Raw genomic sequence first — 25,738 nt, 5'->3', positions numbered from 1 at the left:
CACAAAGAACATGAGCGAGACCCCATCCCTCTACATCGGCCTGATGTCCGGCACCAGCCTCGACGGCGTCGACGGTGTGCTGGCCGACTTCGCAGGCGGCGCCATCCGCACGATCGCCGCCGCCTTCACCCCCTTCCCCGCCGGGCTGCGCAGCGAACTGATGGCCCTGCAGGCGGCCAGCCCGAATGAACTCGAGCGCGAAGCGCTGGCCGCCAACGGCCTGGCGCTGGCCTATGCCGAGTGCGTCAAGGCCCTGCTCCCCGCGGCCGCCGGCCCCGTGGCCGCGATCGCCGTGCACGGCCAGACCATCCGCCACCGCCCCGAACTGGGCTTCACGCGCCAGACCAACAATCCTTCCCTGCTGGCCGAACTGACCGGCATCGACGTGATCGCCGACTTCCGCAGCCGCGACATTGCCGCCGGCGGCCAGGGCGCGCCGCTGGTGCCGGCCTTCCATGAGGCCGCGTTCGGCAAGCCGGGACTGGCGCGCGTGGTCGTGAATATCGGCGGGATCGGCAACATCAGCGTGCTGCATGGCGACGGCCGCGTCACCGGCTTCGATACCGGTCCGGGCAACGTGCTGATGGACCTGTGGATCGCGCGCCACCAGGGCCGCGCCTACGACGAGGATGGCGCCTGGGCCGCCAGCGGCGCGGTCAGCCAGCCGCTGCTCGAGGTCCTGCTCGACGAACCGTATTTCCAGCAGCCCGCGCCCAAGAGCACCGGCCGTGACCTATTCCACGAACAATGGCTCGATGCCAAGCTGACACGCTTCCAGGAGCTCGCCCCGGCCGACGTGCAGGCGACCCTGACGCGCCTGACGGCGCTCACGATCGAGCGCGCGATCCAGGACGAAGGCGCAAGGCCGGACGCGGTGTATGTATGTGGAGGCGGCGCCTACAACGCCACCCTGCTGCGCGAGATCGGCGCGGCGCTGGGCGGCGGCGTCAAGGTGGAATCGACGGCGGCGCTGGGCGTGGCGCCGAACCGGGTGGAGGCGCTGGCCTTCGCCTGGCTGGGCTGGCGTTTCGCCACCCGGGCGCCGGGCAACCTGCCGGCCGTCACCGGGGCGCGCGGCGCGCGCATCCTGGGCGCCCTGTACCCGGCGTAAACGAGAACGGCCCGGCGGAGGAGCCGGGCCGTGGACATCACCCGGCAAGCGCCGGGCGGCCTGGGGACTTTACGCCGTGAACGACGAACCGCAACCGCAGGTCGAGGTGGCGTTCGGATTCTTGATGACGAACTGGGCGCCTTCGAGGTCATCCTTGTAGTCGATCTCGGCGCCGACCAGGTACTGGTAGCTCATCGAGTCGATCAGCAGCTGGACGCCGTTCTTTTCCATCGTGGTGTCGTCTTCGTTGACGATTTCGTCAAACGTGAAGCCGTACTGGAAGCCGGAGCAACCGCCACCCTGCACGAAGACGCGCAGCTTCAGGTCGGGATTGCCTTCTTCCTCGATCAGCTGAGCAACTTTCTGTGCGGCGCTGTCGGTGAAGTTGATCGGCGTGGGTATCGTGTCAAGCTCTTGCACTTCGGCGACTGCGGTCATGGATAACTCCTGATTGAATTCAACTCGCGCCATTATAGTCTGTTGGCGCAAGTCATGCTGCCGAGCCTTCGGCAGCGTCGGCTAGATGAAACACCGGCTCGCCGGCGGGTTCGTGGGTCAATTTCCCAGTTACCAGGGCGCCGCCATGCATTTCGAGAAGCCGGTAGTGTACATCTCCATGTATGCGGCCTTTCGGCTGTAATTCAAGCAGTTCCGACGAATAAACCGAGCCGGCGATATAGCCGTTGACCACCAGGCTGGCGCAGCGCACCTCGCCTTCGATGCGCGCATGTTCGGACACGATCAGGACGCTGTCGACGCCCTCCAGAGCGACCACGTTGCCGTGCACCTCGCCATCGATGCGCAGGCCGCCCGTGAAGCACAGGTCGCCCTCGATCCGGGCCGAAATGCCGACCAGGCTGTCAATTTCGCTTTTTGCTTGTCGACCGAACATGCTGTACCCCTGTGAAAGAAACGACGCAGCGCACTGGACCGTGCATTGGTCAATTTACAGTGCTCAACAGGGGATGCCTTGATCTAGGTCGGAGTCTTGGGATTGCGCTTACGCAACTAATGGCGGGACAGGCATTGCAGCCTGCAACATACCTTGAACGCGCGGACGGATTTGCCGCCCACGCGTCCCCTGCGGCGACGTTACGGCAGCAATGCGATCTGCTGCAGGCCGGTCGATTCCTCCAGGCCGAACATCAGGTTCATGCACTGCACCGCCTGGCCGGAAGCGCCCTTGACCAGGTTGTCCTGCACCACCAGGATGACCACGGTGTCGCCGTTGTCCGGACGATGCAGCGCCAGGCGCAGCATGTTCGAGCCGCGGGTCGAGCGGGTTTCCGGGTGCGAGCCGAACGGCATCACGTCGACGAACTCGCTGTCCTTGTATTCCTCCTCGAACAGCGCCTGCAGGGCGGCATTGTCGATCTCCTTCGTCAGGCGCGCGTACAGGGTCGAATGCATGCCGCGGATCATCGGCACCAGGTGCGGGGTGAAGATCAGGCCGACCTTCTGGTCGGTGAAGCGCGCCAGCTGGGCCGAGGTTTCCGGCGTGTGGCGGTGGCCATGCACGCCATAGGCCTTGAAGTTGTCGCTCGATTCCGAGAACAGCGTGCCGATCTCGGCCTTGCGGCCGGCGCCCGAGACGCCCGACTTCGCATCGGCGATCAGGCTGCCCGCATCGATGATGCCGGCCTTGAGCAGCGGGTAGAAGCCCAGCTGCATGGTGGTCGGGTAGCAACCCGGGTTGGCGACCAGGCGCGCCTTCCTGATCGCTTCGCGGTTCAGCTCCGGCAGGCCGTAGACGGCCTCTTCCAGCAGCTCGGGCGCGGTGTGTTCGATCTTGTACCATTTCTCGAAGATGGCGCGGTCCTTCAGGCGGAAGTCGGCCGCCAGGTCGATCACCTTGACGCCGGCCGCCAGCAGCGCCGGCGCCTGGGCCATCGCCACGCCATGCGGGGTGGCGAAGAACACCACGTCGCACTTGCTCAGGTCGGCCTTGTCCGGGCTCGAGAACGCCAGCTCGACGCGGCCGCGCAGCGAGGGGAACATGTCGGCGACCGGCAGGCCGTCTTCCTTGCGCGAGGTGATCGCGGTCAGTTGCACATCCGGGTGAACGGCCAACAGCCGCAGCAATTCCACGCCCGTGTATCCGGTTCCGCCAACGATGCCAACTTTGATCATGTTCTTTCCTTCGATAATGGTGGTAGGGCCCTTTCCAGGACGAGGCTGCAATTTTAACAGTCTTGCGCAGAGCGGGCGCCAAACCGCTCGATCAGGCATGGATGGCGCCGCCAGCCCTCGCTATAATTGCCGAATGAACATCAAACTGCTTTTTGACCGGCAAGGATAAGGATGCTCTCGATCGGCGAACTGTCCAGGCAAACGGGCGCAAGCGTGCGCTCGCTGCGCCATTACGAGGGAGCGGGACTGCTCAGCTCAATCAGGAAGGAGAACGGCTACCGGCTGTTCGACCCGTCCGCGGCCGAGTTCGTCGAACGGATCCGCATCCTGCTGCGCAACGGCTTCACGCTCGAGGAGATCCGCCCGGTCGTGTCGATGCTGGATCCGCAGCCGCCCAACCTGCGCAGCATCTGCCCGGAAGTCATCTCCCTCTACCATGGCAAGCTCGGCGAGCTGGACCAGCGGATCGCGGCCTTGCAGCAGATCCGGACCAGCGCCGCCGCGCGCCTGGCCTTTCTCGAGGAGCAGCGCGAGCGCGGCGGCCCCTGAAGCATCACGGCTTCGCCCGGTCCAGCGCGGCCGGGATCGGATGCGCCGCGGTTTCCGCGTCCCAGGTAATCGACAGCACGCACCAGCGGGCGCCGTCGTGCAGCAGCTGCAGGCTGTTGACGCCGCGCACCCGCACCGGGCCGTCCGGCCGGTCGCGCGTTTCATAGCTGCTGTAGACGTGGGCGATATGCCCGAATCCATGCACCTGCTGCGCCACTTCGGACTCGAAGAAGCCGCGGTGGCCGAGCAGCCGGTCGTTGAGGTCCGCGAACTGGCGCGGCGTCTGCGGCGCGGCCAGGAAGCCGCCCGCGCCGTGGGTGGTGGCCGTGACCAGCGCGCCCGGGGCGAACAGCCGGTACATGCGCTCCCAGTCCTTTTTCGCGCCGGCCGGGCCGGACACGATCTCGTACAGCGCCTTGACGACGGTCTGCGGCGAGTGCCCGTCGGTGGCGCCCTGGTCCGGACCGCAGGCGGCGGTGGCGCCCAGCGGATTGTTCTGGGCCTGGGCCGGCGCGGCAAGGGCCAGCGCGAGCAGCGCGGCGGTCATGGGGAGAGTGAAGAGGTGCTTGCGTGGCATGGGGTGTCCTGTCGTCGATGCGCGATTCTTGCGCGGAACACCATGCTGAAGCCTGCCGCTAGTGGCAGAGTCAAGCGCCTTGTAGCGCTGCAGGCAATAAAAAAGCCGCCGGCTTTGCAGCGGGCGGCTTTTGGAACAGCGCCCAAGGCGCTGTAGAAACGATTAACGCTTCGAGAATTGCTTTGCGCGACGTGCTTTGCGCAGACCAACTTTCTTACGCTCGACTTCACGGGCGTCACGGGTGACGAAACCGGCACGTGCCAGGTCGCCCTTGAGGCCTGCGTCGTAGTCGATCAGGGCGCGGGTGATGCCGTGACGGACGGCGCCTGCCTGGCCCGACTCACCACCGCCGTGCACATTGACCTTGATGTCGAAACGCTCGACATTGCCGGTCAGTTCCAGCGGCTGGCGAATGACCATCAGGCCGGTTTCGCGCGAGAAGTATTCCGAGGCTGGCTTGCCGTTCACGATGATCTGGCCGGTGCCAGCCTTGATGAACACGCGAGCGACTGCACTCTTGCGACGGCCGGTGCCGTAGTTGTAGTTACCGATCATGTCAGTTCCTTAGAGAGTCAGTGCTTTAGGTTGCTGGGCAGCGTGCGGGTGGGTGCCTTCCGCGTACACTTTCAGCTTCTTGATCATGGCGTAGCCGAGCGGGCCCTTGGGCAGCATGCCCTTGACAGCCTTCTCGAGCGCGCGGCCCGGGAAACGCTGCTGCATTTTCAGGAAGTTGGTTTCGTAGATACCGCCCGGGTAGCCCGAGTGACGGTAGTAGGTCTTCGCGGTGGCCTTGGTGCCGGTCACGCGCAGCTTGCCTGCGTTGACGACGACGATGTAGTCACCGGTATCGACGTGCGGAGTGAATTCCGGCTTGTGTTTGCCGCGCAGTCGGAGTGCCACTTCGCTGGCAACACGTCCGAGGACCAAGTCCGTCGCGTCAATCACAAACCAGTCGCGCTGGACTTCATGGCCCTTAGCGGAAAAAGTTTTCATGTTGACTTCCTAATAGAAAAATTGCTCAAATGGTGGTTCCGCCCCGTGTTTCAGCGGACTCGTCCTTATTGTCTTTTCCTGAGCAAACGGAAAGCCGACGATCATAGCCCATCAGCCCTCGCGCGTCAATGTGCGCCTTGGACGCTGTCGCTTTTACAGCCTGCGTACGCGCTGGCGCAACGCAGTGCCGGCCGACTTACCCCACAGTCATCATTTGCCATACACCAGTGCAACTATTGATTGACCTCGGAAAGATGGTCAACTTACCATCATGGCAACCCTCGAGGAGATGTTGTGTACAAAACGTTTTTACAGATCGCCCTGCCCCTGCTGCTCGCCGCTGGCGCGGCGGCGCCGGCGGCAGCCGGGCCTGAAGCCGCACAGCCCGGCGCAGCCAGCGCCAGCGGCGCCGCCACCCGCAGCTGCCACCTTCCCGGCGCGGTCGAAGCCCTGCGCTGCGTCAGCGTGCCGGTGCCGCTCGACTACGCCGATCCCGGGGCCGGCACCCTCAAGCTGCACGTCACGGTGGCGCCGGCCTTCCGCCAGGGCACGCGCAGCGATCCTCTGTTCGTGCTGGCCGGCGGGCCCGGCCAGGCAGGCAGCGAGGTGCTGTCGGCGCTGCCGTCCGCCTTCAAGCGCGTGCGCGCCACCCGCGACATCGTGTTCATCGACCAGCGCGGCACCGGCCTGTCCGGAAAGCTCGACTGCCAGAGCAAGCCGGAACATGCGCGCATGAGCGACGAACAGCTGGAAGCCGAACTGCGCGCCTGCATCGCCGGCACCAGTGCCAGGTTTTCGGCCTACACCACGGCCAGCGCCGCGCGCGACCTCGAACAGGTGCGGCGCGCGCTCGGCTACGGCCAGGTGAACGTGTTCGGCGGCTCCTACGGCACCCGCCTCGGCCAGGCCTATGCGCGCGCCTTCCCGGGCAGCGTGCGCAGCCTGGTGCTGGACGGCGTGGCCGCGCCCGACCAGGTGATCCCGGCGGGCGCCCGCGACGGCCAGGCCGCGCTCGAGAGCCTGTTCGCCCAGTGCGCGAAGGATGCGGGCTGCAACAAGGCCTTCCCGGCGCTGCGCGCCGAGTTCAACGCCCTGGTCGACAAGCTCGGCGCCGGCGGCATGCGCCTGTCGCTGCCGGATCCGCGCACCGCCCAGCAGGTCGAGTTCACGCTGACCTCGGAGCGCTTCCTCGGCACCGTGCACAACATCCTGTACTCGCCGGCCGATGCGCGCCGCCTGCCCTTCCTGATCCACAGCGCCAGCCGCGGCCGCTGGGAACCCTTCATCGCGCGCCACAACCTGGCCGCCGACTTCGGCGGCGATGCCAACATCGCCATCCTGCTGCACCTGGCCGTGGTCTGCGCCGAGGACATGCCGCGGTTTACGCCGGAACTGATGAAATCCGACGCCGGCCAGTTGACCAAGCCGCTGGCCGAGAAGTTCCCGGCCCTGTGCAAGAGCATGGCGGTGCCGCCCGCGCCCGCCCAGGCCCTGAGCACGATCGCCGCGCCCGCCCTGCTGCTGTCCGGCGCGCTCGACCCGGTCACGCCGCCGCACCGCGCCGCCACCGCCGCGAAGAGCATGAAGCACGCCCAGCAGGTCGTGGTGGCGAATGCCGGCCACGGCGTCTCGCAGCTCGGCTGCGCGCCGCGCCTGCTGCGCGAATTCCTCGACCGCCCGCAAAACAGGCTCGATACGGCATGCCTGGCCGAGATCCCGGCGCCGACCTTCCAGCTCGGCAGCGCCGGGCCGCAACCCTGAACGGAACACCCCATGATCGAAGTCCACGATGTACGCAAGCAGTTCGGCGCCGTCCAGGCGCTGGGAGGCGTTTCCTTCACCGCGCGCGACGGCCAGATCACCGCGCTGCTGGGCCCCAACGGGGCCGGCAAGACCACCCTGCTGCGCACCCTGGTCGGCCTGCTGAAGCGCGACCACGGCAGCATCTCGGTCGGCGGCGTCGACCCCGAGAAGGATCCGATGGAAGTGCGCCGCAACATCGGCTTCCTGACCGACCAGTTCGGCCTGTACGAGCGCCTGTCGACGCGCGAATACCTGACCTACTTCGGTGAACTGAACGGCATGGGTGGCGCCGCGCTGCGCCAGCGCATCGACGAGGTCTCGGACCTGCTCGGGATGGAAGACATCCTCGAGCGCCGCAGCAAGGGCTTCTCGCAGGGCCAGCGCATCAAGGCGGCGCTGGCGCGCACCCTGCTGCACCGGCCGCGCCACCTGCTGCTCGACGAACCGAGCCGAGGACTGGACGTGATGAGCACGCGCGCGCTGCGCACCGCCCTGGCCGCGCTGCGCGCCGACGGCTGCTGCGTGATCATGGCGACCCACGTGATGCAGGAAGTGACCCACCTGTGCGAGGACGTGATCGTGATCGCCCGCGGCCACACCGTGGCCCAGGGCTCGCCCGAGGAACTGTGCCGCCAGACCGGCATCGCCAGCCTGGAAGACGCCTTCGTCAGCCTGGTCGGCACCGAAGAAGGAATCGCATGAAATCCAAGCTCCTGATCATCTTCCTGAAAGAGCTGCGCGAGACGCTGCGCGAGAAGCGCACCCTGGCGATGCTGGCCCTGTTCACCTTCGTCTATCCGCTCACCATCGGCTATGTGATGCACCAGCTGATCGACAAGAGCACCCGCACCGAGCGCGAAGGCATCGAGCTGACCGTGATCGGCGCGCCCAGGGCGCCGACCCTGATGACCCAGCTGCGCGAGCAGAACATCACCGTGCGCGAGTCCGGACCGATGGAAGAAGGGGCCATCGGCGAGCTGCTGCGCGCCAAGAAGCAGGTGGCCGTGCTGCGCCTGTCCGACGACTTCGTCGACAACTACCAGGCGATGCGCCCGGCGCGCCTCGAACTCTGGTTCGACTCCGCGGCCGAGAACGGGCCGCAGCGGCGCGAAATCGAGGAAGTGCTGGAAGCCTATGGCGCCAACGTGGCCAGCGCGCGCCTGCTGGCGCACGGGGTGTCGCCGGCCGCGCTGTCGCCGGTCAAGGTGCAGCGCTACGACACCGGCACCACCGCCTCGCGCTCGGCGGGCCTGATCGGCGGCATGATCGGCATCCTGTTCTTCCCGGCCTTCATGCTGTGCATGTCGGCGGCGGTCGACAGCACCGCCGGCGAGCGCGAACGCCGCTCGCTGGAAGTGCTGATGGCGCAGCCCGCGCATGCATGGGAACTGGTGGGCGGCAAGTGGCTGGCCGCCAGCGTGATCGCCATCGTCGGCGTCACCCTCGACCTGCTGCTGGCGCACGCCATCCTGAAATGGCTGCCGCTGGAGGAAATCGGCCTGTCGTGGACCATGGGCTGGGGCGATATCCTGCTGGTGTGCCTGGCGACCGTGCCGCTGTCGATGTTCGCGGCCTCGCTGTACATCGCGCTGGCGATGAACGCCAAGTCGTTCAAGGAAGCGCAGACCATGCTCAGCCTCGTGATGGTCATCCCGCTGCTTCCGGGCTTCGCCGTGTCGATGCTGGAGCTGAAGACCGCCCAGTGGATGTACATGGTGCCGATGCTGTCGAACCAGACCCTGGTCAAGGAACTGTCGAAGGGCGACATGGGCTCCCTGCCCTTCGTGCTGACCTTCCTGAGCTCGGCCATCCCGGCGCTGCTCGTGGCGGCCTTCGCCAGCTGGCGCATGAAGAGCGAGCGCTACGTGCTCGCGGTCTGAGATGGACGGAGGGCGGCGGGGCCGCCCTCCACGCCGATGGCGCGCCTGACTTACAATAGGCTGAGCACCCGCATCGCGCATCGCGCATCGTCATTGGAGAATCTACATGGAAGTCAAAGTCAGCTGGAATGGCCCGTCGGGCATGAGTTTTCGGGCCGAAACCGGCAGCGGCCACATGGTGGTCATGGATGGCGCGCCCGAAGGCGGCGGCCACAACCTGGCCCCGCGGCCGATGGAGATGGTCCTGGTCGGCACCGGCGGCTGCACCGCCTACGACGTGGTCCTGATCCTCAAGCGCGGCCGCGAGGACGTGCGCGGCTGCGACGTCACCCTGCAGGCCGAACGCGCCGAGACCGATCCCAAGGTTTTCACGAAGATCAACTTCCACTTCACCGTCACCGGCCGCAACCTGAAGCCGGCCGCCGTCGAACGCGCCGTCAGCCTGTCGCACGACAAGTACTGCTCGGCGTCGATCATGCTGGCCAAGACCGCCGAGATCACCCACACGGTCGAGATCGTCGAAGTCTGAGCCCGAACGCCGGTATCCGCCGGCGCTCACGCCATCAGATGTGATAAGCGGCCGTGGTCATGACCTTCGACATGGCCTTCATCGCCACGCGCACCGGCAGCGGCAGGTCGGCCGCGCCCAGCGCCTGGGCCTTGGCGCCGTGCGCCACTTCGTCGACCCGCATCTGCTCCACGATCGCGCGCGACTTGGCGTCCTGCGGCGGCAGCGAATCCAGGTGGCCGACCAGGTGCGCCTCGACCTGGCGTTCGGTCTCGACCACGAAGCCGAGGCTGTGGCGGTCGCCCATCCTGGCCGCCACGCTGCCCAGCACGTAGGCGCCGGCATACCACAGCGGATTCAGGACGCTCGGCTGCGAGCCGAGTTCGGACAGGCGCTGCGCGGTCCAGGCCAGGTGGTCTTCTTCCTCGCGGCCGGCCTGCTCGAACTGGGCGCGCATGCCATGGCTTTGCGCGAAGCGCGCCTGCGAGTCGTACAGCGCCTGCGCGCACACTTCGCCCACATGGTTCACGCGCATCAGGCCGGCGCTGTGGCGCCGCTCCTCGTCGCTCAGTTCGCAGTCGGTGGCATGCAGGCCCGGGTTCGGGCGCGACATGGTGGACACGCCGCCCACCACGCGCAGGGCCTTGTCGAAGCCGGTAATCAGTTGGTCGAGGGGGCTCATGAAACGGTTCGCTGACATAGGATGATCGAGAAACAAGTCGTCCCGTTATTATATGCCTTGCGCCTGCCCCTGGCCGCCCGCCTCTCCCATCCGCGCCTTCCGGGCGGCGATCCAGTCGGCCAGCGGCCCGGCCGCCTCGATGCCCGAGATGTTCTTCGCCACCCCCAGGTTCAGCTCCAGCAGGAAGGGAATCGTGTCGGGCGGGACCTCGGGGCAATGGCGCCGGAACGCCTCCATGAAGCGCGCCGACTCCACCACCGGCATCACCTTCTCGCCGCTCATGTACTGCAGCACGCTGGCGATGCTGTGGCCCTTGCCGAGGGTGTGGTAGATGAAGCGGTTGTAGTCGCGGTCGACCTTCTTGAAATCGATCGCTTCCTTGGTCATCAGGCCGGCCAGGTACACCAGCCCCAGCGCGACCCGGAACCAGTCGGTCGATTCGATGCGGCTGCGCCCTTCGCGCATCAGGATCAGGAGCCTGTCTTGGATGGCGGTGTTCATATGCCAATTATCCACATTTCGCCTGGACATGCTCGTCCGGCTGGAAAAAAAGTTTATGCAAAGAAATTCATCGTGCACACTATCACGCGAAAACGCAATCTGGTGCCCTGTTTCGCCCGTGTGTCGCACTATAGCCACCTCGACTGTGACAATTTAATACAATGCAAGTGTCGAAATGGTGGTTGCCTTATGTACATACACCACCGCACCAGTATCAGGAGTCTCCATGGAATTACGTATCCGCAATTTGTCCAAGACCTACGCCAATGGCGTGGTCGCGCTGGACCGTGTCACGCTGAACATCCCGGCGGGAATGTTCGGCCTGCTCGGCCCCAACGGCGCGGGCAAATCGACCCTGATGCGTATCCTGGCGACCCTGCAGGAATGCGATTCCGGCTCGGTGTTCCTGGATGACATCGACGTCCTCGACGAAAAGGACGAGGTGCGCCGCATGCTGGGCTACCTGCCCCAGGATTTCGGCGTCTACCCGAAAGTGACCGCTTACGAACTGCTCGACCATTTCGCCCAGCTCAAGGGCCTGTCGCACAAGGGCCGGCGGCGCGAGGTGGTGGACGGCCTGCTCCAGCAGACCAACCTGTGGGAGGTGCGCAACCAGCGCCTGGGCGGCTTCTCGGGCGGCATGCGCCAGCGCTTCGGCATCGCCCAGGCCCTGCTGGGCGACCCGCGCCTGATCATCGTCGACGAGCCCACCGCGGGCCTCGACCCGCAGGAACGGGTGCGCTTCCATAACCTGCTGTCCGACATCGGCGAAGACCGCACCGTGCTGCTGTCGACCCACATCGTGTCCGACGTGGCCGACCTGTGCGCCCACATGGCGATCATCAACAAGGGCCAGGTGCTGCTGTGCGGCGAGCCGCAGGACCTGATCTACGGGATCGAGGACTTTATCTGGGAGCGCGTGGTGACCAAGCAGGAACTGCCGCTGTTCCAGAAGCGCCATGCGGTGATCTCGACCCGCCTGCTGAGCGGCCGCACCCTGATCCACGTGTATGCCGACAACGATCCCGGCGAAGGCTTCGAGCCGGCCCGCGCCAGCCTGGAAGACGTCTACTTCGCCACCATCAACGGCCGCCACAATCCCGCCGCAGGGAACTGCTGACCGTGGGCGCCCTGCTTTCCATTGCCCGTTTCGAGGCGGTGCAGCGCCTCAAGCGCCTCTCCACCTGGGTCTACTTCGGCATGTTCATGGCGCTCGCCATGCTGTGGATGGCCGCCGCCGGCGGCGTGTTCCGCGACGCCGTGGTGTCCTTCGGCGGCCGGGTCCTGATCAACGCGCCGCGCCAGATCGCGCTCACGGCCGCCTTCCTCGGCTGCTTCGGCGTGGTGGTGACGGCCGCCGTGATGGGCCGCTCGGTGCAGCAGGACTTCGAGCACGAGATGCAGCACTTCTTCTTCAGCTCCCCGATCCGCAAGCACGACTACGTGTTCGGGCGCTTCCTGGGCGCGTTCGCGGCGCTGGCGCTGATCTTCGCCAGCATCGTGCTGGGCGCCTGGCTGGGCAGCTTCATCCCCGGCATCGAACCCGACCGCCTCGGCCCCTCGCAGCTCTCGACCTGGCTGCTGCCCTACCTGTTCACGCTGCTGCCCAACACCTTCATCTTCGGCGCCATCTTCTTCGTGCTGGCGGCCCTGACCCGGCGCATGCTGCCGGTCTACGTGGCCAGCGTGGTCATGATGATCGGCTACATCATCGCTCCCTCGCTGGCGCGCGACCTCGACTACAAGACCCTGGCGGCGCTGATCGACCCCTTCGGCACCACCTCGCTGATCCGCATGACGGAATACTGGCCGATCGCCGAGCGCAACACGCGCGCCGTGACCCTGGAAGGCGTGTACCTGGTGAACCGCCTGATCTGGACCGCGTTCGGCGTCGTGGTGCTGCTGCTCGGCTACTGGCGCTTCCACTTCATCGGCGATGTCGACGTGCGCGGCCGCCAGCGCAGCCAGGACGAGGCGGCGCCCGAACCGGCGGCCGCCAACGGCGACACGCGCGAGGCGCCCGACTTCGCCGGCCGCAGCCTGGCCCTGCTGCTGGCCAAGTCGGCCTGGTACAACTTGCGCGAGTCGGTCAAGAACGTCTATTTCGCCGCGCTGGCGGTGGGCGGCGTGCTGCTGCTGGTGGCCAGCGCGATCGACCTCGGCGCCATCTACGGCACCGCCACCCTCCCCGTCACCTACAAGGTGCTGGACCTGATCCGCGACGTGTATGCGCTGTTCATGCTGACGGTGACGACCTTCTTCGCCGGCGAACTGGTCTGGCGCGAGCGCGACCTGCGCACGTCCCAGATGCTCGACGCGCTGCCGGTCCCGAGCTGGCTGCCGCTGGCCGGCAAGACCCTGGCCCTGGTCGGCCTGCAAGCCTTCCTGCTCGTGATCGCGATGCTGGTCGGGATGCTGATCCAGCTGTCCAAGGGCTACTTCGGCCTCGAGCCGGGCCTGTACCTGCAGTCGCTGTTCACGGTGCGGCTGCCGGAATACGCCCTGTGGGCGGTGCTGGCGATCGCGGTGCAGGTGATCGTCAACCAGAAGTACCTGGCCTACTTCATCCTGATCGGCTACTACCTGGTCACCGCCACCCTGGGCGGCTTCGGCCTGGATCATCCGCTGCTGCTGTACGGTATCACCCCGCAGGCAAGCTACTCGGCGATGAACGGCTACGGCCACTTCCTGCTGCGCGAGCACATGTTCCAGCTGTACTGGGCCGGCGCCGCGCTGATGCTGCTGGTCGCCTCGCGCGTGCTGTGGCCGCGCGGGGTCGACGCCGGCTGGCGCGAGCGATTGCGGCTGGCGCGGCGCAACCTGTCGCTGCCGGTGCTGGCCGGCTTCGGCGCCGGCCTCGCGGTATTCGTTGGAACCGGCATCCTGCTGTGCTACGAGATGGCCGCCGGCGACTGGCAGACCGCCTGGCAGCGGGAATCCGCGCGCGCCCACTACGAACAGCGCTACTACCGCTTCGCGCGGCTGCCGCAGCCGCGCATCGCCGATGTCAGCCTCGACGTCCGGATCCATCCGGAGCAGCGCGCCCTCGGCGTGAAAGGCGCCTACCAGCTGGAGAACCGCAGCGGCCAGCCGATCTCCGACCTGGTGCTCTACCAGCGCCGCGGCGCCAGGCTGGACCTGCGCTTCGCGCAGGCCGCGACCCTGGTGCGCGCCGACGCCGAGCTCGGCTTCTACCATTACCGCCTGGCCAGGCCGCTGGCGCCGGGCGCGCGCCTGGCGCTCGAGTTCAAGGTCGACTACGCGCCGGGCGGCCTGCTCGGCCTGGCCAGCGACACGCCGGTGGTCGGCAACGGCAGCTTCTTCACCAACGAGGTCCTGCCGCGCATCGGCTACCAGCCCCAGGTCGAGCTGGACGACGACCGCGACCGCCGCCGCCACGGCCTGCCGCCGCGCGAGCGCATGCCCGAGCGCGACGACCCGGCGGCGCGCGCAAACAACCTGGCCGGCGTGGACGCCGACTGGATCGGCTTCGACGCGGTGGTCAGCACCAGCCCGGACCAGATCGCGGTGGCGCCCGGCACCCTGGAGCGCGAATGGATGGACCAGGGCCGCCGCTACTTCCACTACCGGATGGAGCGCCCGATCCTGAACTTCTACGCCTTCCAGTCGGCGCGCTACGAGGTGCGCCACGACCGCTGGCAGGACGTGACGATCGACGTGTTCCACCAGCCGGGCCACGAGTTCAACGTCGAGCGCATGATCAAGGGCGCGCAGATGGCGCTCGACTACAGCGCGCGCCGCTTCGGTCCCTATCCCTACCGCGAGCTGCGCATCGTCGAATTCCCGCGCTACGCCGCGTATGCGCAGGCCTTCCCCGGCACCATCCCGTTCTCCGAGAGCGCCGGCTTCATCGCCCGCGTCGACCCCACCTCGCCGAAGGACATCGACTACCCGTTCTACGTCAGCGCCCACGAGACCGCGCACCAGTGGTGGGGCCACCAGCTGGTCGGCGCCGGGACCCGCGGCGCCACCGTGCTGACCGAGAGCCTGTCCGAATACACCGCCCTGATGGTGATGAAGCGCGCGGTCGGGCCGAACAAGATGCGCCGCTTCCTGCGCTACAACCTGGACGCCTACCTGATGGGCCGCGCCCACGAGCGCCGCAAGGAGCTGCCGCTGGGGCACAACGAGAACCAGGACTACGTCCACTACCGCAAGGGCAGCCTGGCGCTGTACCTGCTGCAGGACATGCTGGGCGAGGACACGGTGAATGGCGTGCTGCGCCAGCTGCTGGCCCAGCACGCCGGCCGCGGCGCGCCCTATCCGACCGCCAGCGCCCTGATCGAGGGCCTGCGCGCGGTGACGCCGCCGGACAAGGCCTACCTGATCGACGACCTGTTCGAGTCCATCGTCCTGTACGAGAACCGCGCCGAGAGCGCCAGCGCGCGCCAGCGCCCGGACGGCAAGTACGAGGTCACGATCCGCGCCAGCGCCGGCAAGGTGCGCGCGGGCGAACTGGGCGACGAGAAACCGGCGCCCCTGCGCGACTACATCGAGTTCGGCGTCGACGACCGCAACGGCAATCCGCTGGCGCGCGAACGGCGCCTGGTCGACGCGGCCCGGCAGACGGTGACCCTGGTGGTCGGCATGCGTCCCGGCCGGGCCGGGATCGATCCCGATAACAAGTTAATTGACAGGAAACCGACAGACAATATGGTTCCAGTCGACAACCAAACATTCTAGCGTTATGATCAAACCATATAACGTATGAGGACTATCATGTCTAACCGGGTGGCCGAGATCGCCGAACAGATCCAGACGCTGAGCGTGTCGGAAAAACAGGAGCTGCTGAACATGCTGCTGCAGGAGATCGATGGCGCCAACCAGGACCCCGACGAGGCGTGGCGCAATGAAGTGGTGCGCCGGGTCAAGGCGATCCGCAATGGCGAGGCGGCGATCGGCGCCCTGCAGGAGTGGCAGGATTAAATCCTTCCTGCGCCATCCATGAAAAAACCGCGGCCCGACCGCGGTTTTTTATTCAGGGTCAGGTCTGACATTCGGACACCAGTCAAGCACCTTTGATCTATCTCAAAACGCTGGTTCATCAGGAAGCGAATAACCAGGGGATCTCGGCTCACCGAGGCCAAGGAAAACAAGTCTCGAAATATTCGAAGCCGTTCTGAGATTTCGCAAAGGTCGTGCGGCGATGTCCGAATGACAGACCTGACCCTGAATAGCACTATTCGACCTGGGCCAGCTCGCGCCCTACCCCGGCCGGCTTGCGCGGCAGGGCCGGCTTGCGCGCCGTGGCGGCGGCCTCCCGGCCCTGCGCCAGGCGGAAGGTGCCGACCAGCTGCGCCAGGCCGCCGGCCTGCTCGCGCATCGCCTCGGCCGCGCCGGCGGCCTGCTCCACCAGCGCCGCGTTCTGCTGGGTGACCTGGTCCATCTGGACGATGGCCCGGTTCACCTGCTCGATGCCGGCGCGCTGCTCGTCGCTGGCGGCGGAGATCTCGCCGATGATGTCCGACACGCGGCGCACGCTCGCCACCACCTCGCCCATCGTGTTCCCGGCCTGGTCCACCAGGCGCGATCCGGTTTCGACGCGCGCCACCGAATCCTGGATCAGGGCCTTGATCTCCCGGGCGGCGTTGGCCGAGCGCTGCGCCAGGTTGCGCACCTCGCCCGCCACGACCGCGAAGCCGCGTCCCTGCTCGCCCGCCCGGGCCGCCTCGACGGCCGCGTTCAGCGCCAGGATATTGGTCTGGAAGGCGATGCCGTCGATCACGCCGATGATGTCGGCGATCTTGCGCGCCGACTCGTTGATCGAGCCCATGGTGCTGACGACTTCCGACACCACCTCGCCGCCGCGCCGTGCGGTGTCGGCCGCGCTGGCGGCCAGCTGGTTGGCCTGGCGCGCATTGTCGGCATTGTGCTTGACGGTCGAGGTCAGTTCTTCCATCGAGGACGCCGTCTCTTCCAGCGCGCCGGCCTGCTGCTCGGTGCGCGCGGACAGGTCCTGGTTACCGGCCGCCATCTCGCGCGCCGCGATCTCGATGGTCCCGGTGCCGGCGCGCACCTGGGACACGATGGTCGCCAGCGAGCCGTTCATGTCCCGCAGGGCGGCCATCAGCGCGCCCGCCTCGTCCTTCGTGCGCACCCGCACCTCGGCGCTCAGGTCGCCCTGCGCCACCTGCCTTGCCACATCGACCGCGCGGCGCAGCGGCACGCCGATGCTGCGCCCCAGGTGCACCGCCATGAACAGGGCCAGCACGACCGCCGCCACGCCGCCGCCGATCAGGATGCGGCCCATGCCGGCGTGCAGCGCCGCGGCCTCCTCGCCGCGCTGCACCAGCAAGGCGTCCTCTTCCCGGGTGATGTCGGCGACCAGGGCGCGCATCGCATCCATTCCCGCCTTGCCTTTCCCGGCCCGCACCATGGCGACCACCGCCGCCAGGTCGCCGTCGACGGCGTCGCGGCGCAGCGCGATGACGGGGTCGATCGCCTGCGCCATCCAGTCGCGCTGCAGCTGGCCGAGCTGCTTCAGGCGCTGCTGCTGGTCCGGATCGGCGGCGGTCAGCGCCAGCGCCCGGTCCAGGCTCTTCTGGAAGGCCTGCTTGCCGGATTCGTAGGACGCCAGCGAACCGTCCTTGCCGGTCAGGGCGAAGCCGCGCTCGCCCGTTTCGATGTCGACCAGGGCCTTCAGCGCCCCGTTGACCTCGTCCAGCACCTCGTAGGCCTGGACGTTGCTGGCGTTGGCCGTTTCGAGGCGCGCGAAGTTGGCGTACGAAATGGCGACGACGAGCGCGGTCACGCCCGCCAGCACACCGAAGCCCAGGTGTATCCGGGTGGTGATTTTCAGATCGGATAATTTCATGTGCGGTTTCAGGACGGTTCAGGAGAATGAAATGAAGCTGGCGCCTTGTGGGAGCCAGTACCGGTGAAATGAAACTTGTGACAAGTGTTGTGTGTAATGATTATTACTTGAATGCAATCAACAGAGAAGAAAAATATTACGGTCATGCATTAATTGAACCACTGCTCTCCAAAAAGATGGACGAAAAAAAACCGCGAGCCATGAGGCTCGCGGTTCGTGGCCGGCAGCAGTCCGGAATTACTTCTTCGCGGCGGCCGTGCTGGCGCGCTTGGCGGGCGCCTTGCGCGCGGCGGCGGTCTTGGCCGCGGCCTTGGGCGCCGCCGCCTTGGCCGGGGCCTTGGCGGCCGTCTTGCGGGCCGGCTTGACCGCGGCGACGGCGACTTCCGCACCATCCGCTCCTTCGGCATTGTCGGCGCCCGCGGCGGCGGCCTTGCCCTTGGCGGCCGGCTTGGCCTTGCGCTCCTCGAACTCGAAGCTGATCTTGCCGTCCTTGGCGCGCACCAGGAAGGCCTTGAACGGGCGGCGCGTGCGCTGCGAGACGAAGCCCGGCAGCAGGTCGGTCTTGCCGTCGTTGAGCAGCTTGGCCATCTGCTCGGGCAGGATCTCCTGCTGCAGGATGATGCGGCCGCTGCGGAAGTCGCAGGTCTTCGGCTTGGCCACGCTGTGCTCGCACACATAGGCCAGGCCCATCTCGTAGACGCCGGCCTGGCATTTCGGGCAGGGGCCGAGCGGGGTCTGCTGGCTGAAGTCGACGCCCTCGCCGTCCTCGCCTTCCTCGTCGGCCTGGCCGAAGTCGAACTCGAGCTTGAAGTTCTGGATGTCCTCGTCGCGCACGATGCGCAGGATCGCCGCGAACGGACGGCCCATCTTCGAGCGGAAGCCCTGCAGCGGACCGATGGTGCGGTTCTTCAGCAGTTCCTCGACTTCCGCGATCTCGAACTGGCGGCTGCCCGGCGTCTTGCTCATCGAGAAGTCGCACTTGGTGCAGGCGAAGCGGCGGTAGTTTTCCTTGACCGTGCCGGCGCAGTTCGGGCACGGCGTCTGCAGGGTCGCGTACTCGCCCGGGATCGTGTCGTTGTCGTATTCCTTGGCGCGCTTGACGATGATCTGGGTCATCTGGGCGATCTCGCGCATGAACTCTTCACGCGAGATCCGGCCCTTCTCCATCTGGGCCAGCTTGTATTCCCATTCGCCGGTCAGCTCGGGCGCGGTCAGTTCGTTCACGCCCAGGCCGCGCAGCAGGGTCATCAGCTGCGACGCCTTCGCGGTCGGCATCAGTTCGCGCCCTTCGCGGAGCAGGTATTTCTCGGTCAGCAGGCCTTCGATGATGGCGGCGCGCGTGGCCGGCGTGCCCAGGCCCTTGCCGGCCATCGCATCGCGCAGTTCGTCGGAATCGACCAGCTTGCCCGCGCCTTCCATCGCCGACAGCAGGGTCGCTTCGGTATAGCGCGCCGGCGGCTTGGTCACCAGGCCGTTGGCGCTGAGCTTGTCGGCCAGCACCTGCTCGCCCTTGGCGACCGGCACCAGCGTGGCGCCGTCCTTGTCGTCGCCGGTGGTGTCCTTGCCGTAGACCGCCAGCCAGCCGGGGTTGGTCATCACCTTGCCCTCGGTCTTGAACTGGTGGCCCGAGACTTCGGTGAAGCGGGTGGTCACCAGGAACTCGGCGGCCGGGAAGAACACCGCCAGGAAGCGGCGCGTGACCAGGTCGTACAGCTTCTGCTCCGGCTCGGTCAGGTTCTTCGGGATCACGCCGGTCGGGATGATCGCGAAGTGGTCCGAGATCTTGGTGTTGTCGAAGATGCGCTTGTTCGGCTTGACCCAGCCCTTGTCGACCACCTGCTTGGCGAACTGGTGGTAGTTATTGATCTGCAGCAGCGACTCCATCGTGCCCTTCACGGTGCCGATGTAGTCTTCCGGCAAATGGCGCGAATCGGTACGCGGGTAGGTCAGCACCTTGTGCTTTTCGTACAGCGCCTGCGCCAGGCCGAGCGTGTTCTTGGCCGAGAAGCCGAAGCGGCCGTTGGCCTCGCGCTGCAGCGAGGTCAGGTCGAACAGGGCCGGGGCCATCGAGGTGGTCGGCTTCGACTCCTCGCTGACCTTGCCCTGCTTGCCGCGGCAGGCGGCGACGATCGAATCGGCGGCGGCCTTGCTCCACAGGCGCTCGGCGCGCTTCTCGGGATCGTTCTCGTCCTTCTTGAAACCCTGGTCGAGCCAGCGCCCTTCGTAGACGCCGGCGGCGCACACGAACTCGGCGCGCACTTCCCAGTAGTCGCGCGGCACGAACTTCTTGATCTTCTCTTCGCGCTCGACCACGATCGACAGGGTCGGGGTCTGCACCCGGCCCACGGTGGTCAGGTAGAAGCCGCCCTCCTTCGAGTTGAAGGCGGTCATGGCGCGGGTGCCGTTGATGCCGATCAGCCAGTCGGCTTCGGAACGGCAGCGCGCGGCGTCGGCCAGCGGCAGCATTTCCTCGTCGCTGCGCAGGCGCGAGAAGCCTTCGCGGATCGCCGTCGGCGTCATCGACTGCAGCCACAGGCGCTTGACCGGCTGCTTGGCCTTCGCGTTCTGCGCGATCAGGCGGAAGATCAGTTCTCCTTCGCGGCCCGCGTCGCATGCGTTGATCAGGGTGGACACATCCTTGCGCTTGATCAGCTTGTTCAACACCTTGAGGCGCGATTCGGTCTTGGCGATCGGGTTCAGCGCAAAATACGGCGGGATCATCGGCAGGTGCGCGAAGCTCCATTTGCCGCGCTTGACGTCGTACTCCTCGGGCACCGCGATCTCGAGCAGGTGGCCGACGGCGGACGAGAGAATATATTCGTCGGATTCGAAGTACTCATCGTGCTTGGTGAAGCCGCCCAGCGTCTTCGCGATATCGTTCGCGACCGACGGTTTCTCGGCGATGATGAGGGATTTGGTCATAGTGTTTCTCGTCGTACTATTTATATAGTGGGGTGTGGCTCGGCTTGCGCATCATACATGCTCGCGAGCGGGACGGCCTGTTTGCCGTAGTGTCTGAATGGTAACGGTCTGGATTGAGCGGCCAATGATAAGCGCCTTCTCGCGCTCCCCGCAAGTCTGGCTTGTGCCGGATGACGGTGCGCGCAACGTCATTGAGCGCCCGCAAACGGGGCGGCGCCAATGAAAAACGGGGCTGAGCGCCCCGTTTTAGTGTGATGCAGAAACAGCCTGCGCTTAATGCAACAGGCGCGGCGTCTGGTCGTCGTCGTCGCCGAACAGGTCGTCGAACATGAGCGCGTCGGGCTCCTTGCCCTGGCTCCACAACACCATCAGCACGATGATCTTCAGCTTGCCGAGGGCGACCGGCGACTCGTCGGAGGCCAGCGCGCGCTCGATGACGATCTCGCGCTGCACGGGGCCGAGCACGCCTGCGCTTTCGAGGAACTGGATGAAGCCGATCGCGGCGCTGCCCAGCTCGATGTACTCCTCGTCGACGTAGTAACGGGTGCCGGTCGATGCATCGATCTGCTCGGCCGACGCCATCTCGGTCAGGCCGGTCAGCCAGTCCAGCGCCTCGGAAATCTCGAGGTCGTCGAAACCGACGGCGGACAGTTTGCGAGCCAGGGCTGCCGGCTCGGGGCAGGCGTCGGGACGATAGTACGTCTCGTAGAGGTAGACCAGGATATCGAACATAGTGACGCTACTGTAGCAGCTAAGCTCGCTACGGCACAAGTCTGGCGCGCACGCTGCGCGGGGCCTTAAACAAAACGTTGTTTGACGGCCTTATCCGATCGTACAGCTTACTGAACACCCAATGAAAACAAGAAAATTCATTTCATAAACAGCTGCCGTAAAGCACAAGTCTTTTGCAGCTCGACAGCAAAATTGCGAGGCCGCAACTACTCAGCGACACACCCGTTGGACCAGGCCTCCGGGCAAGGTTTCGACCTGTCCCGCGAGCTCCAGCGCCAGCAGGCGGCTGCCCAGCAGGCTGGCATCGCAGCCCACTTCGAGCAGCAACCGGTCGGGGTCCACCGGACCGTACCCGAGCGCCGCCAGCAGGGCCGCGTCGCCCGATGGCGCGGCCGGGTCCGGCGCCGGCGCCGCCAGCGGCGAGGCATGCAGCGCGGCCAGCACCTCGTCGACCGTCTCGACCAGTTGCGCGCCCTCGCGGATCAGGCGGTGGCAACCCTTGGCCAGCGCCGAATGGATCGAGCCGGGAATCGCGAACACCTCGCGGCCCTGCTCGGCCGCCAGCTGGGCCGTGATCAGGGAGCCCGACTGCGCGGCGGCTTCGACCACCAGCACGCCGGCGGCCAGGCCGCTGATGATGCGGTTGCGGCGCGGGAAATTGGCGGCCACGGGAGGCGTGCCGAGCGCGTATTCGCTGACGATGCAGCCGTCGCGGGCGATGTGCTGCGCGAGCGCGCGGTTGCGGGCCGGGTAGACGCGGTCGGCGCCGGTGCCGGTCACGGCGAGCGTCGACCCGGGCCCGCGCAGCGCCGCCTCGTGGGCGGCGGCGTCGATGCCCAGCGCCAGGCCCGAGACGACGCACAGCCCGGCGTCGGACAAGGCCTGCGCGAAGGCGCCGGCGTTCGCCCTGCCCTGCAGGCTCGCATTGCGGCTGCCGATCACCGCGACCGCGGGCCGCGCCAGCAGCTCGCGGCGTCCGGTTACATACAGCAGCAGCGGCGGATCGGGAATCGCGGCGAGCAGCGCCGGATAGGCGGGATCGTGCAGGGTGAGCAGGTGGTGGCCGGGCCGGGCCAGCCAGGCCAGGGTGGTCTCGATGCGCTGCGCCAGCGCGGGGGAAACGGGCGAACACAGCGCCTGCGCCCGGGCCGGCCCGACTTGCGCGGCGAGCGCGCCATGGCCGGCGCGGAAGATGGCGGCGGGCGAGCCGAAGCGCGCCAGGAGCTGGTGGGCGGTCCGGCACCCCACCCCGCCCGCCTGTTCCAGGCGCAGCCAGTCGGCGATGGTGGCGGCGCGGTCGGCAGGGGCTTGGGGGTCCGTGTCCTGCACGGCGGCTTTACTCCGGTGACTTGGCCACGTCGCCGACTTGCACCGGCTCCGTCACTTGCATGATCAAGCCGTACGAGACGTTCTTGAACACACGGAAGATGAACAGGCTGCCGTATTGTTCGTCCGGCAGCTTGATCAGTGTCTTGCCCATGCCCAGGAAACCCCGCCTGCTGGCCGGGTCGGTCACGGTTCTTCCGAGATGATAAAGCTGCAGCACGGCGCCGATATCGAGTCCGTCAACCGAACCCCGGTTGACAGTGACGACCTGGCTCTGTCCCGCATAGCTCACGCCTGCATAGATCGACATCACGCGCGCATCGACCGCCTGTTGCGGCGCGTGCGGCACGTAGTTGCGCACCGGGCTCGGCGGCGCCGGCACCAGCAGGTCGCCCACGCCCATTTCCTGCAGCGTGTCGGTGACGCGGAAGGTGTGGGCGTCGACACCCGGCCTGGCCTCGGCCACCAGGCTGACGGTGCCCAGGTAGGCGGCTTCGTGCGCGACCACCCGGCCGGTCTGCGGATCCTTCAGCGGATTCCCGGGACGAAACACCTGGAAGCTGCCGGCGCCGCGCAGGTCGCCGGTCACGTAGACACGGTCGCCATTGCCCAGGTAGACCCGGCCTTCCTGCGACGCGATGATGCGCGGCGCGCCGGCCAGTTCGTCCGCCTCGATCACGAGCGGCTGGGTCAGGTAGGGTTCGATCGCGCCGGCCGGGATCGACTGGACCGCGCCGAGTTCCAGCGATTCGCTGCGCAGCTGCGGCGACAGCCTGGCCAGCGGCGGCTCGCCCTGGCCGTCCGCTCCCGGGCGGTTCAGGGACAGGCGGCCGCGCGCGCGGTCGAAATAGATCACCTGGCCCGGGTAGATCCAGTGCGGATTGCGGATTTCATCGCGGTTCATGCCCCACACCTGGGGCCAGCACCACGGGTTGCGCAGGAAGGTGGCCGAGATATCCCACAGGGTATCGCGCTTGACCACGACGTGCTGGTCCGGAGCGTCCGGGCGGAAGCTGCAGTTGGCAGCCTGCGCCCCGCTGGCTGCGGCACATGCGACCAGGGCCGCGGCAGCTGCGCGGGTCACGACTGTGCTAAAATTTTTCATCGAAGACGTCCGTCCGTAAAGTGCGGCGTTGAGACCGACAGCTGGCTGCGCCGCCCGATCCGCCCAGCCGTGGCACGAGAACAGCATGATTTAACCGCTCCCTGGCCAAAAAGGGTTGCCGTAGTGAATCAAATTCTGCACATAAATCCCTGAACTAGCAAGACAAACCGCGTCTTGCTCCTCGGGCCATGTGTTGCGTTTCTGTCCGTACAAGCATCGCCGAACAACCGACACCCTTACCTGAATATGGCCTTACTGAACATCCTCCGCTATCCCGATCCGCGCCTGCACAAGGTCGCCAAGCCAGTGACCGAATTCGGCACCGAGCGCCTGCGCCGCCTGGTCGCCGACATGGCCGACACCATGTACGATGCGCCGGGCGTGGGCCTGGCCGCGACCCAGGTCGATGTGCACGAGCGCGTGATCGTGATCGACGTGACCGACAGCCATGACGGCCTCATCGTCTTCATCAACCCGGAAATCACCTGGGCCAGCGAGGAAAAGCAGGTCTACGACGAAGGCTGCCTGTCGGTGCCCGGCATTTACGACGGCGTCGAGCGCCCGTCGCGCGTCAAGGTGCGCGCCCACGACGCCGACGGCAAGGAATTCGAGCTCGAGGCCGATGGCCTGCTGGCCGTGTGCATCCAGCACGAGATGGACCACCTGATGGGCAAGGTGTTCGTCGAATACCTGTCGCCGCTCAAGCGCAACCGCATCAAGGCCAAGCTGCTCAAGGAAGAGCGTGGCCTGGAGCGCGAAGCCGCACAGCGCTCCTCCGGCCGCCGCTAACGAGCCCGGTCCCATGAAAGTCGTTTTCGCCGGCACCCCCGAGTTCGCCGCCGTCGCCCTGCGTGCCCTGCACGAGGCCGGCTTCCAGATTCCCCTGGTGCTGACCCAGCCCGACCGCCCGGCCGGACGCGGGATGCAGCTGCAGGCGTCCAGCGTCAAGCAGTACGCCCTGGCGCACGGCATCGAGGTGCTGCAGCCGCTCTCCCTGCGCATGGACAGCAAGGACCCGCAACGCGCCGAGGAAGCGCGCGCCGCCCACGAGCGCCTGGCGGCGCTCGACTACGATGTGATGGTGGTGGCCGCCTATGGCCTGATCCTGCCGCGCAGCACCCTCGACATCAAGCCCTGCATCAACATCCATGGCTCCCTGCTGCCGCGCTGGCGCGGCGCCGCCCCGATCCACCGCGCGATCGAGGCCGGCGACCGGGACACCGGCGTGACCATCATGCAGATGGAGGAAGGACTCGACACCGGGCCGATGATGCTGATCGAGCGCGTCGCGATCGAGGACAGCGACACCACGGCCAGCCTGCACGACAAGCTGGCCGCGCTCGGCGGCCGCATGATCGTCGAAGCCTTGCATGCACTGGCCGCCGGCCGGCTGGAAGCGGTGGCGCAGCCCGAGGAAGGCGTGACCTACGCGGCCAAGATCAGCAAGGAAGAAGCCAGGCTCGATTTCACCCTGCCGGCCGAAGACCTGGCGCGCAAGGTGCGCGCCTTCAATCCCTTCCCCGGGGCCCAGGGACTGGCGAATGGCGTGGCGGTCAAGATCTGGCACGCCGAGCCGGCCGCCGGCAAGGGCGCGCCGGGCCAGGTGCTGGCGGCCGATGCCCAGCACGGCATCCTGGTCGCCTGCGGCGAGGGCTGCCTGCGCTTGACGGAACTGCAAAAGCCGGGCGGCAAGCGCCTGGCGGCGCAGGAATTCCTCAAGGGCTTCCCGCTGGCGGGACTGCAGTTCAGCTGATCCCCCGCCGGGCAGGTCGTCCCGATGATAAAAAGGCAGCCATTGGCTGCCTCAGACCGCTGACAAACCCCGTCTTTTTTACGAAGGCAGGGTTTGTTGCATTTTGAGGCAGCTTGCCCAGGACATTGGGAGCGTACCTGGCGAAAAAATTCGCTGGTACCGCAACAAGTCCGTGTGGAGTCCATACGAGAGCTTGTGATGGCGCGGTGAGCCTGATTTTCGGCGCAAAAATAGGCGCAAGGCCTGTTCCAGCAGGCACGCCATCTTCTTCATGTTCTGGCATGCAGCGGCAAGCAGCGCCTGTGCCTTTACCTTGGCCAATCCGCGGAAG

The 25,738-nt window shown here is 66.7% G+C and carries 25 protein-coding genes; 11 read left to right on the top strand and 14 right to left on the bottom strand.

The genetic code is table 11. From position 1 onward, the window contains the following. Positions 1-10: 10 nt before the first annotated feature. On the top strand, positions 11-1,111 hold the full coding sequence (locus H162_RS0123000) for an anhydro-N-acetylmuramic acid kinase (RefSeq protein WP_020655845.1): 1,101 nt from the start codon (positions 11-13) through the stop codon (positions 1,109-1,111). A gap of 69 nt (positions 1,112-1,180) precedes the next feature. On the opposite strand, the gene erpA is transcribed toward H162_RS0123000, so the two are convergent. From erpA to argC, 3 genes are all read right to left on the bottom strand, one after another. Next, entirely contained in the window at positions 1,181-1,549 is a 369-nt protein-coding gene (gene erpA / locus H162_RS0122995; RefSeq protein WP_020655844.1) for an iron-sulfur cluster insertion protein ErpA, read from the bottom strand. 52 nt (positions 1,550-1,601) lie between these two features. Continuing rightward, on the bottom strand, positions 1,602-2,003 hold the full coding sequence (locus tag H162_RS0122990; protein ID WP_020655843.1) for a bactofilin family protein: 402 nt from the start codon (positions 2,001-2,003) through the stop codon (positions 1,602-1,604). A 200-nt stretch (positions 2,004-2,203) separates the two neighbouring features. Next, entirely contained in the window at positions 2,204-3,241 is a 1,038-nt protein-coding gene (argC, locus tag H162_RS0122985; RefSeq protein WP_020655842.1) for an N-acetyl-gamma-glutamyl-phosphate reductase, read from the bottom strand. A 171-nt stretch (positions 3,242-3,412) separates the two neighbouring features. Here argC and H162_RS0122980 point away from each other — a divergent pair, with 171 nt between their 5' ends. Continuing rightward, positions 3,413-3,790, top strand: a complete 378-nt coding sequence (locus H162_RS0122980; protein ID WP_020655841.1) for a MerR family transcriptional regulator — start codon at positions 3,413-3,415, stop codon at positions 3,788-3,790. Positions 3,791-3,794: 4 nt separating this feature from the next. On the opposite strand, the gene H162_RS31675 is transcribed toward H162_RS0122980, so the two are convergent. The 3 genes from H162_RS31675 to rplM form a co-directional block, all read right to left on the bottom strand. After that, positions 3,795-4,367: a hypothetical protein gene (locus tag H162_RS31675; RefSeq protein WP_156885763.1), complete on the bottom strand. Its 573-nt coding sequence runs from the start codon at positions 4,365-4,367 to the stop codon at positions 3,795-3,797. Positions 4,368-4,529: 162 nt separating this feature from the next. Further along, positions 4,530-4,922, bottom strand: coding sequence for a 30S ribosomal protein S9 (gene rpsI / locus H162_RS0122970; RefSeq protein WP_005667904.1), 393 nt, complete (start codon positions 4,920-4,922; stop codon positions 4,530-4,532). Positions 4,923-4,931: 9 nt separating this feature from the next. Beyond that, positions 4,932-5,360, bottom strand: coding sequence for a 50S ribosomal protein L13 (rplM, locus tag H162_RS0122965; protein ID WP_026354971.1), 429 nt, complete (start codon positions 5,358-5,360; stop codon positions 4,932-4,934). A 294-nt stretch (positions 5,361-5,654) separates the two neighbouring features. On the opposite strand from rplM, the gene H162_RS0122960 reads away from it, so the two are divergent. From H162_RS0122960 to H162_RS0122945, 4 genes are all read left to right on the top strand, one after another. Next, complete coding sequence (locus H162_RS0122960; RefSeq protein ID WP_020655838.1) at positions 5,655-7,121, top strand: alpha/beta hydrolase; 1,467 nt, start codon at positions 5,655-5,657, stop codon at positions 7,119-7,121. A gap of 12 nt (positions 7,122-7,133) precedes the next feature. Beyond that, on the top strand, positions 7,134-7,865 hold the full coding sequence (locus H162_RS0122955) for an ABC transporter ATP-binding protein (protein WP_020655837.1): 732 nt from the start codon (positions 7,134-7,136) through the stop codon (positions 7,863-7,865). Continuing rightward, positions 7,862-9,043 (top strand): ABC transporter permease, encoded by a 1,182-nt coding sequence (locus H162_RS0122950; RefSeq protein WP_020655836.1) that lies wholly within the window; start codon positions 7,862-7,864, stop codon positions 9,041-9,043. Before H162_RS0122955 ends, H162_RS0122950 begins: the two co-directional genes overlap by 4 nt. A 106-nt stretch (positions 9,044-9,149) precedes the next feature. Further along, a complete protein-coding gene (locus H162_RS0122945) occupies positions 9,150-9,572 on the top strand; it encodes an OsmC family protein (protein ID WP_020655835.1) in 423 nt (140 codons plus the stop codon). A 34-nt stretch (positions 9,573-9,606) separates the two neighbouring features. Here the strand turns inward: H162_RS0122945 and coq7 are convergent, their stop codons facing one another. Beyond that, positions 9,607-10,233 (bottom strand): 2-polyprenyl-3-methyl-6-methoxy-1,4-benzoquinone monooxygenase, encoded by a 627-nt coding sequence (coq7, locus tag H162_RS0122940; RefSeq protein WP_026354970.1) that lies wholly within the window; start codon positions 10,231-10,233, stop codon positions 9,607-9,609. 48 nt (positions 10,234-10,281) lie between these two features. After that, positions 10,282-10,734 (bottom strand): hypothetical protein, encoded by a 453-nt coding sequence (locus tag H162_RS0122935; RefSeq protein WP_020655833.1) that lies wholly within the window; start codon positions 10,732-10,734, stop codon positions 10,282-10,284. A gap of 226 nt (positions 10,735-10,960) precedes the next feature. Between H162_RS0122935 and H162_RS0122930 the strand changes: the two genes are divergently transcribed. From H162_RS0122930 to H162_RS0122920, 3 genes are read left to right on the top strand one after another with little or no spacing between them, the layout of a single operon-like run. After that, positions 10,961-11,854, top strand: a complete 894-nt coding sequence (locus tag H162_RS0122930) for an ABC transporter ATP-binding protein (RefSeq protein ID WP_020655832.1) — start codon at positions 10,961-10,963, stop codon at positions 11,852-11,854. A gap of 2 nt (positions 11,855-11,856) precedes the next feature. Further along, positions 11,857-15,438, top strand: coding sequence for an ABC transporter permease/M1 family aminopeptidase (locus tag H162_RS0122925; RefSeq protein ID WP_020655831.1), 3,582 nt, complete (start codon positions 11,857-11,859; stop codon positions 15,436-15,438). A 36-nt stretch (positions 15,439-15,474) separates the two neighbouring features. Next, the gene (locus H162_RS0122920; RefSeq protein ID WP_040787995.1) at positions 15,475-15,681 is read left to right on the top strand and encodes an addiction module protein; all 207 of its coding nucleotides are present in this window, start codon (positions 15,475-15,477) and stop codon (positions 15,679-15,681) included. A 253-nt stretch (positions 15,682-15,934) separates the two neighbouring features. Here H162_RS0122920 and H162_RS0122915 read toward each other — a convergent pair whose 3' ends face one another. The 5 genes from H162_RS0122915 to H162_RS0122895 all read right to left on the bottom strand — a co-directional run bounded on the left by H162_RS0122915 (position 15,935) and on the right by H162_RS0122895 (position 23,654). Further along, a complete protein-coding gene (locus tag H162_RS0122915; RefSeq protein ID WP_020655829.1) occupies positions 15,935-17,569 on the bottom strand; it encodes a methyl-accepting chemotaxis protein in 1,635 nt (544 codons plus the stop codon). 237 nt (positions 17,570-17,806) lie between these two features. Beyond that, positions 17,807-20,491 (bottom strand): DNA topoisomerase III, encoded by a 2,685-nt coding sequence (locus tag H162_RS0122910; RefSeq protein WP_020655828.1) that lies wholly within the window; start codon positions 20,489-20,491, stop codon positions 17,807-17,809. A 273-nt stretch (positions 20,492-20,764) separates the two neighbouring features. Next, complete coding sequence (locus H162_RS0122905; protein ID WP_020655827.1) at positions 20,765-21,223, bottom strand: Smg family protein; 459 nt, start codon at positions 21,221-21,223, stop codon at positions 20,765-20,767. Between the two features lie 210 nt (positions 21,224-21,433). Further along, positions 21,434-22,552: a DNA-processing protein DprA gene (gene dprA, locus H162_RS0122900; RefSeq protein ID WP_020655826.1), complete on the bottom strand. Its 1,119-nt coding sequence runs from the start codon at positions 22,550-22,552 to the stop codon at positions 21,434-21,436. Positions 22,553-22,559: 7 nt separating this feature from the next. Further along, the gene (locus H162_RS0122895) at positions 22,560-23,654 is read right to left on the bottom strand and encodes a LysM peptidoglycan-binding domain-containing protein (protein WP_026354968.1); all 1,095 of its coding nucleotides are present in this window, start codon (positions 23,652-23,654) and stop codon (positions 22,560-22,562) included. Between the two features lie 246 nt (positions 23,655-23,900). Between H162_RS0122895 and def the strand changes: the two genes are divergently transcribed. After that, positions 23,901-24,443 (top strand): peptide deformylase, encoded by a 543-nt coding sequence (def, locus tag H162_RS0122890; protein ID WP_020655824.1) that lies wholly within the window; start codon positions 23,901-23,903, stop codon positions 24,441-24,443. A 13-nt stretch (positions 24,444-24,456) separates the two neighbouring features. Next, complete coding sequence (fmt, locus tag H162_RS0122885) at positions 24,457-25,407, top strand: methionyl-tRNA formyltransferase (RefSeq protein ID WP_020655823.1); 951 nt, start codon at positions 24,457-24,459, stop codon at positions 25,405-25,407. A gap of 78 nt (positions 25,408-25,485) precedes the next feature. Here fmt and H162_RS35030 read toward each other — a convergent pair. Further along, positions 25,486-25,738 (bottom strand): hypothetical protein (locus H162_RS35030; protein ID WP_040787993.1); only part of this gene is annotated, 253 nt, incomplete at its 5' end.

The sequence above is a fragment of the Massilia niastensis DSM 21313 genome, from assembly GCF_000382345.1.
Taxonomy (GTDB): domain Bacteria; phylum Pseudomonadota; class Gammaproteobacteria; order Burkholderiales; family Burkholderiaceae_D; genus Telluria; species Telluria niastensis.
Note: the sequence above shows the minus strand (reverse complement) of the source record. Positions and strands in the feature narration are given on the sequence as shown.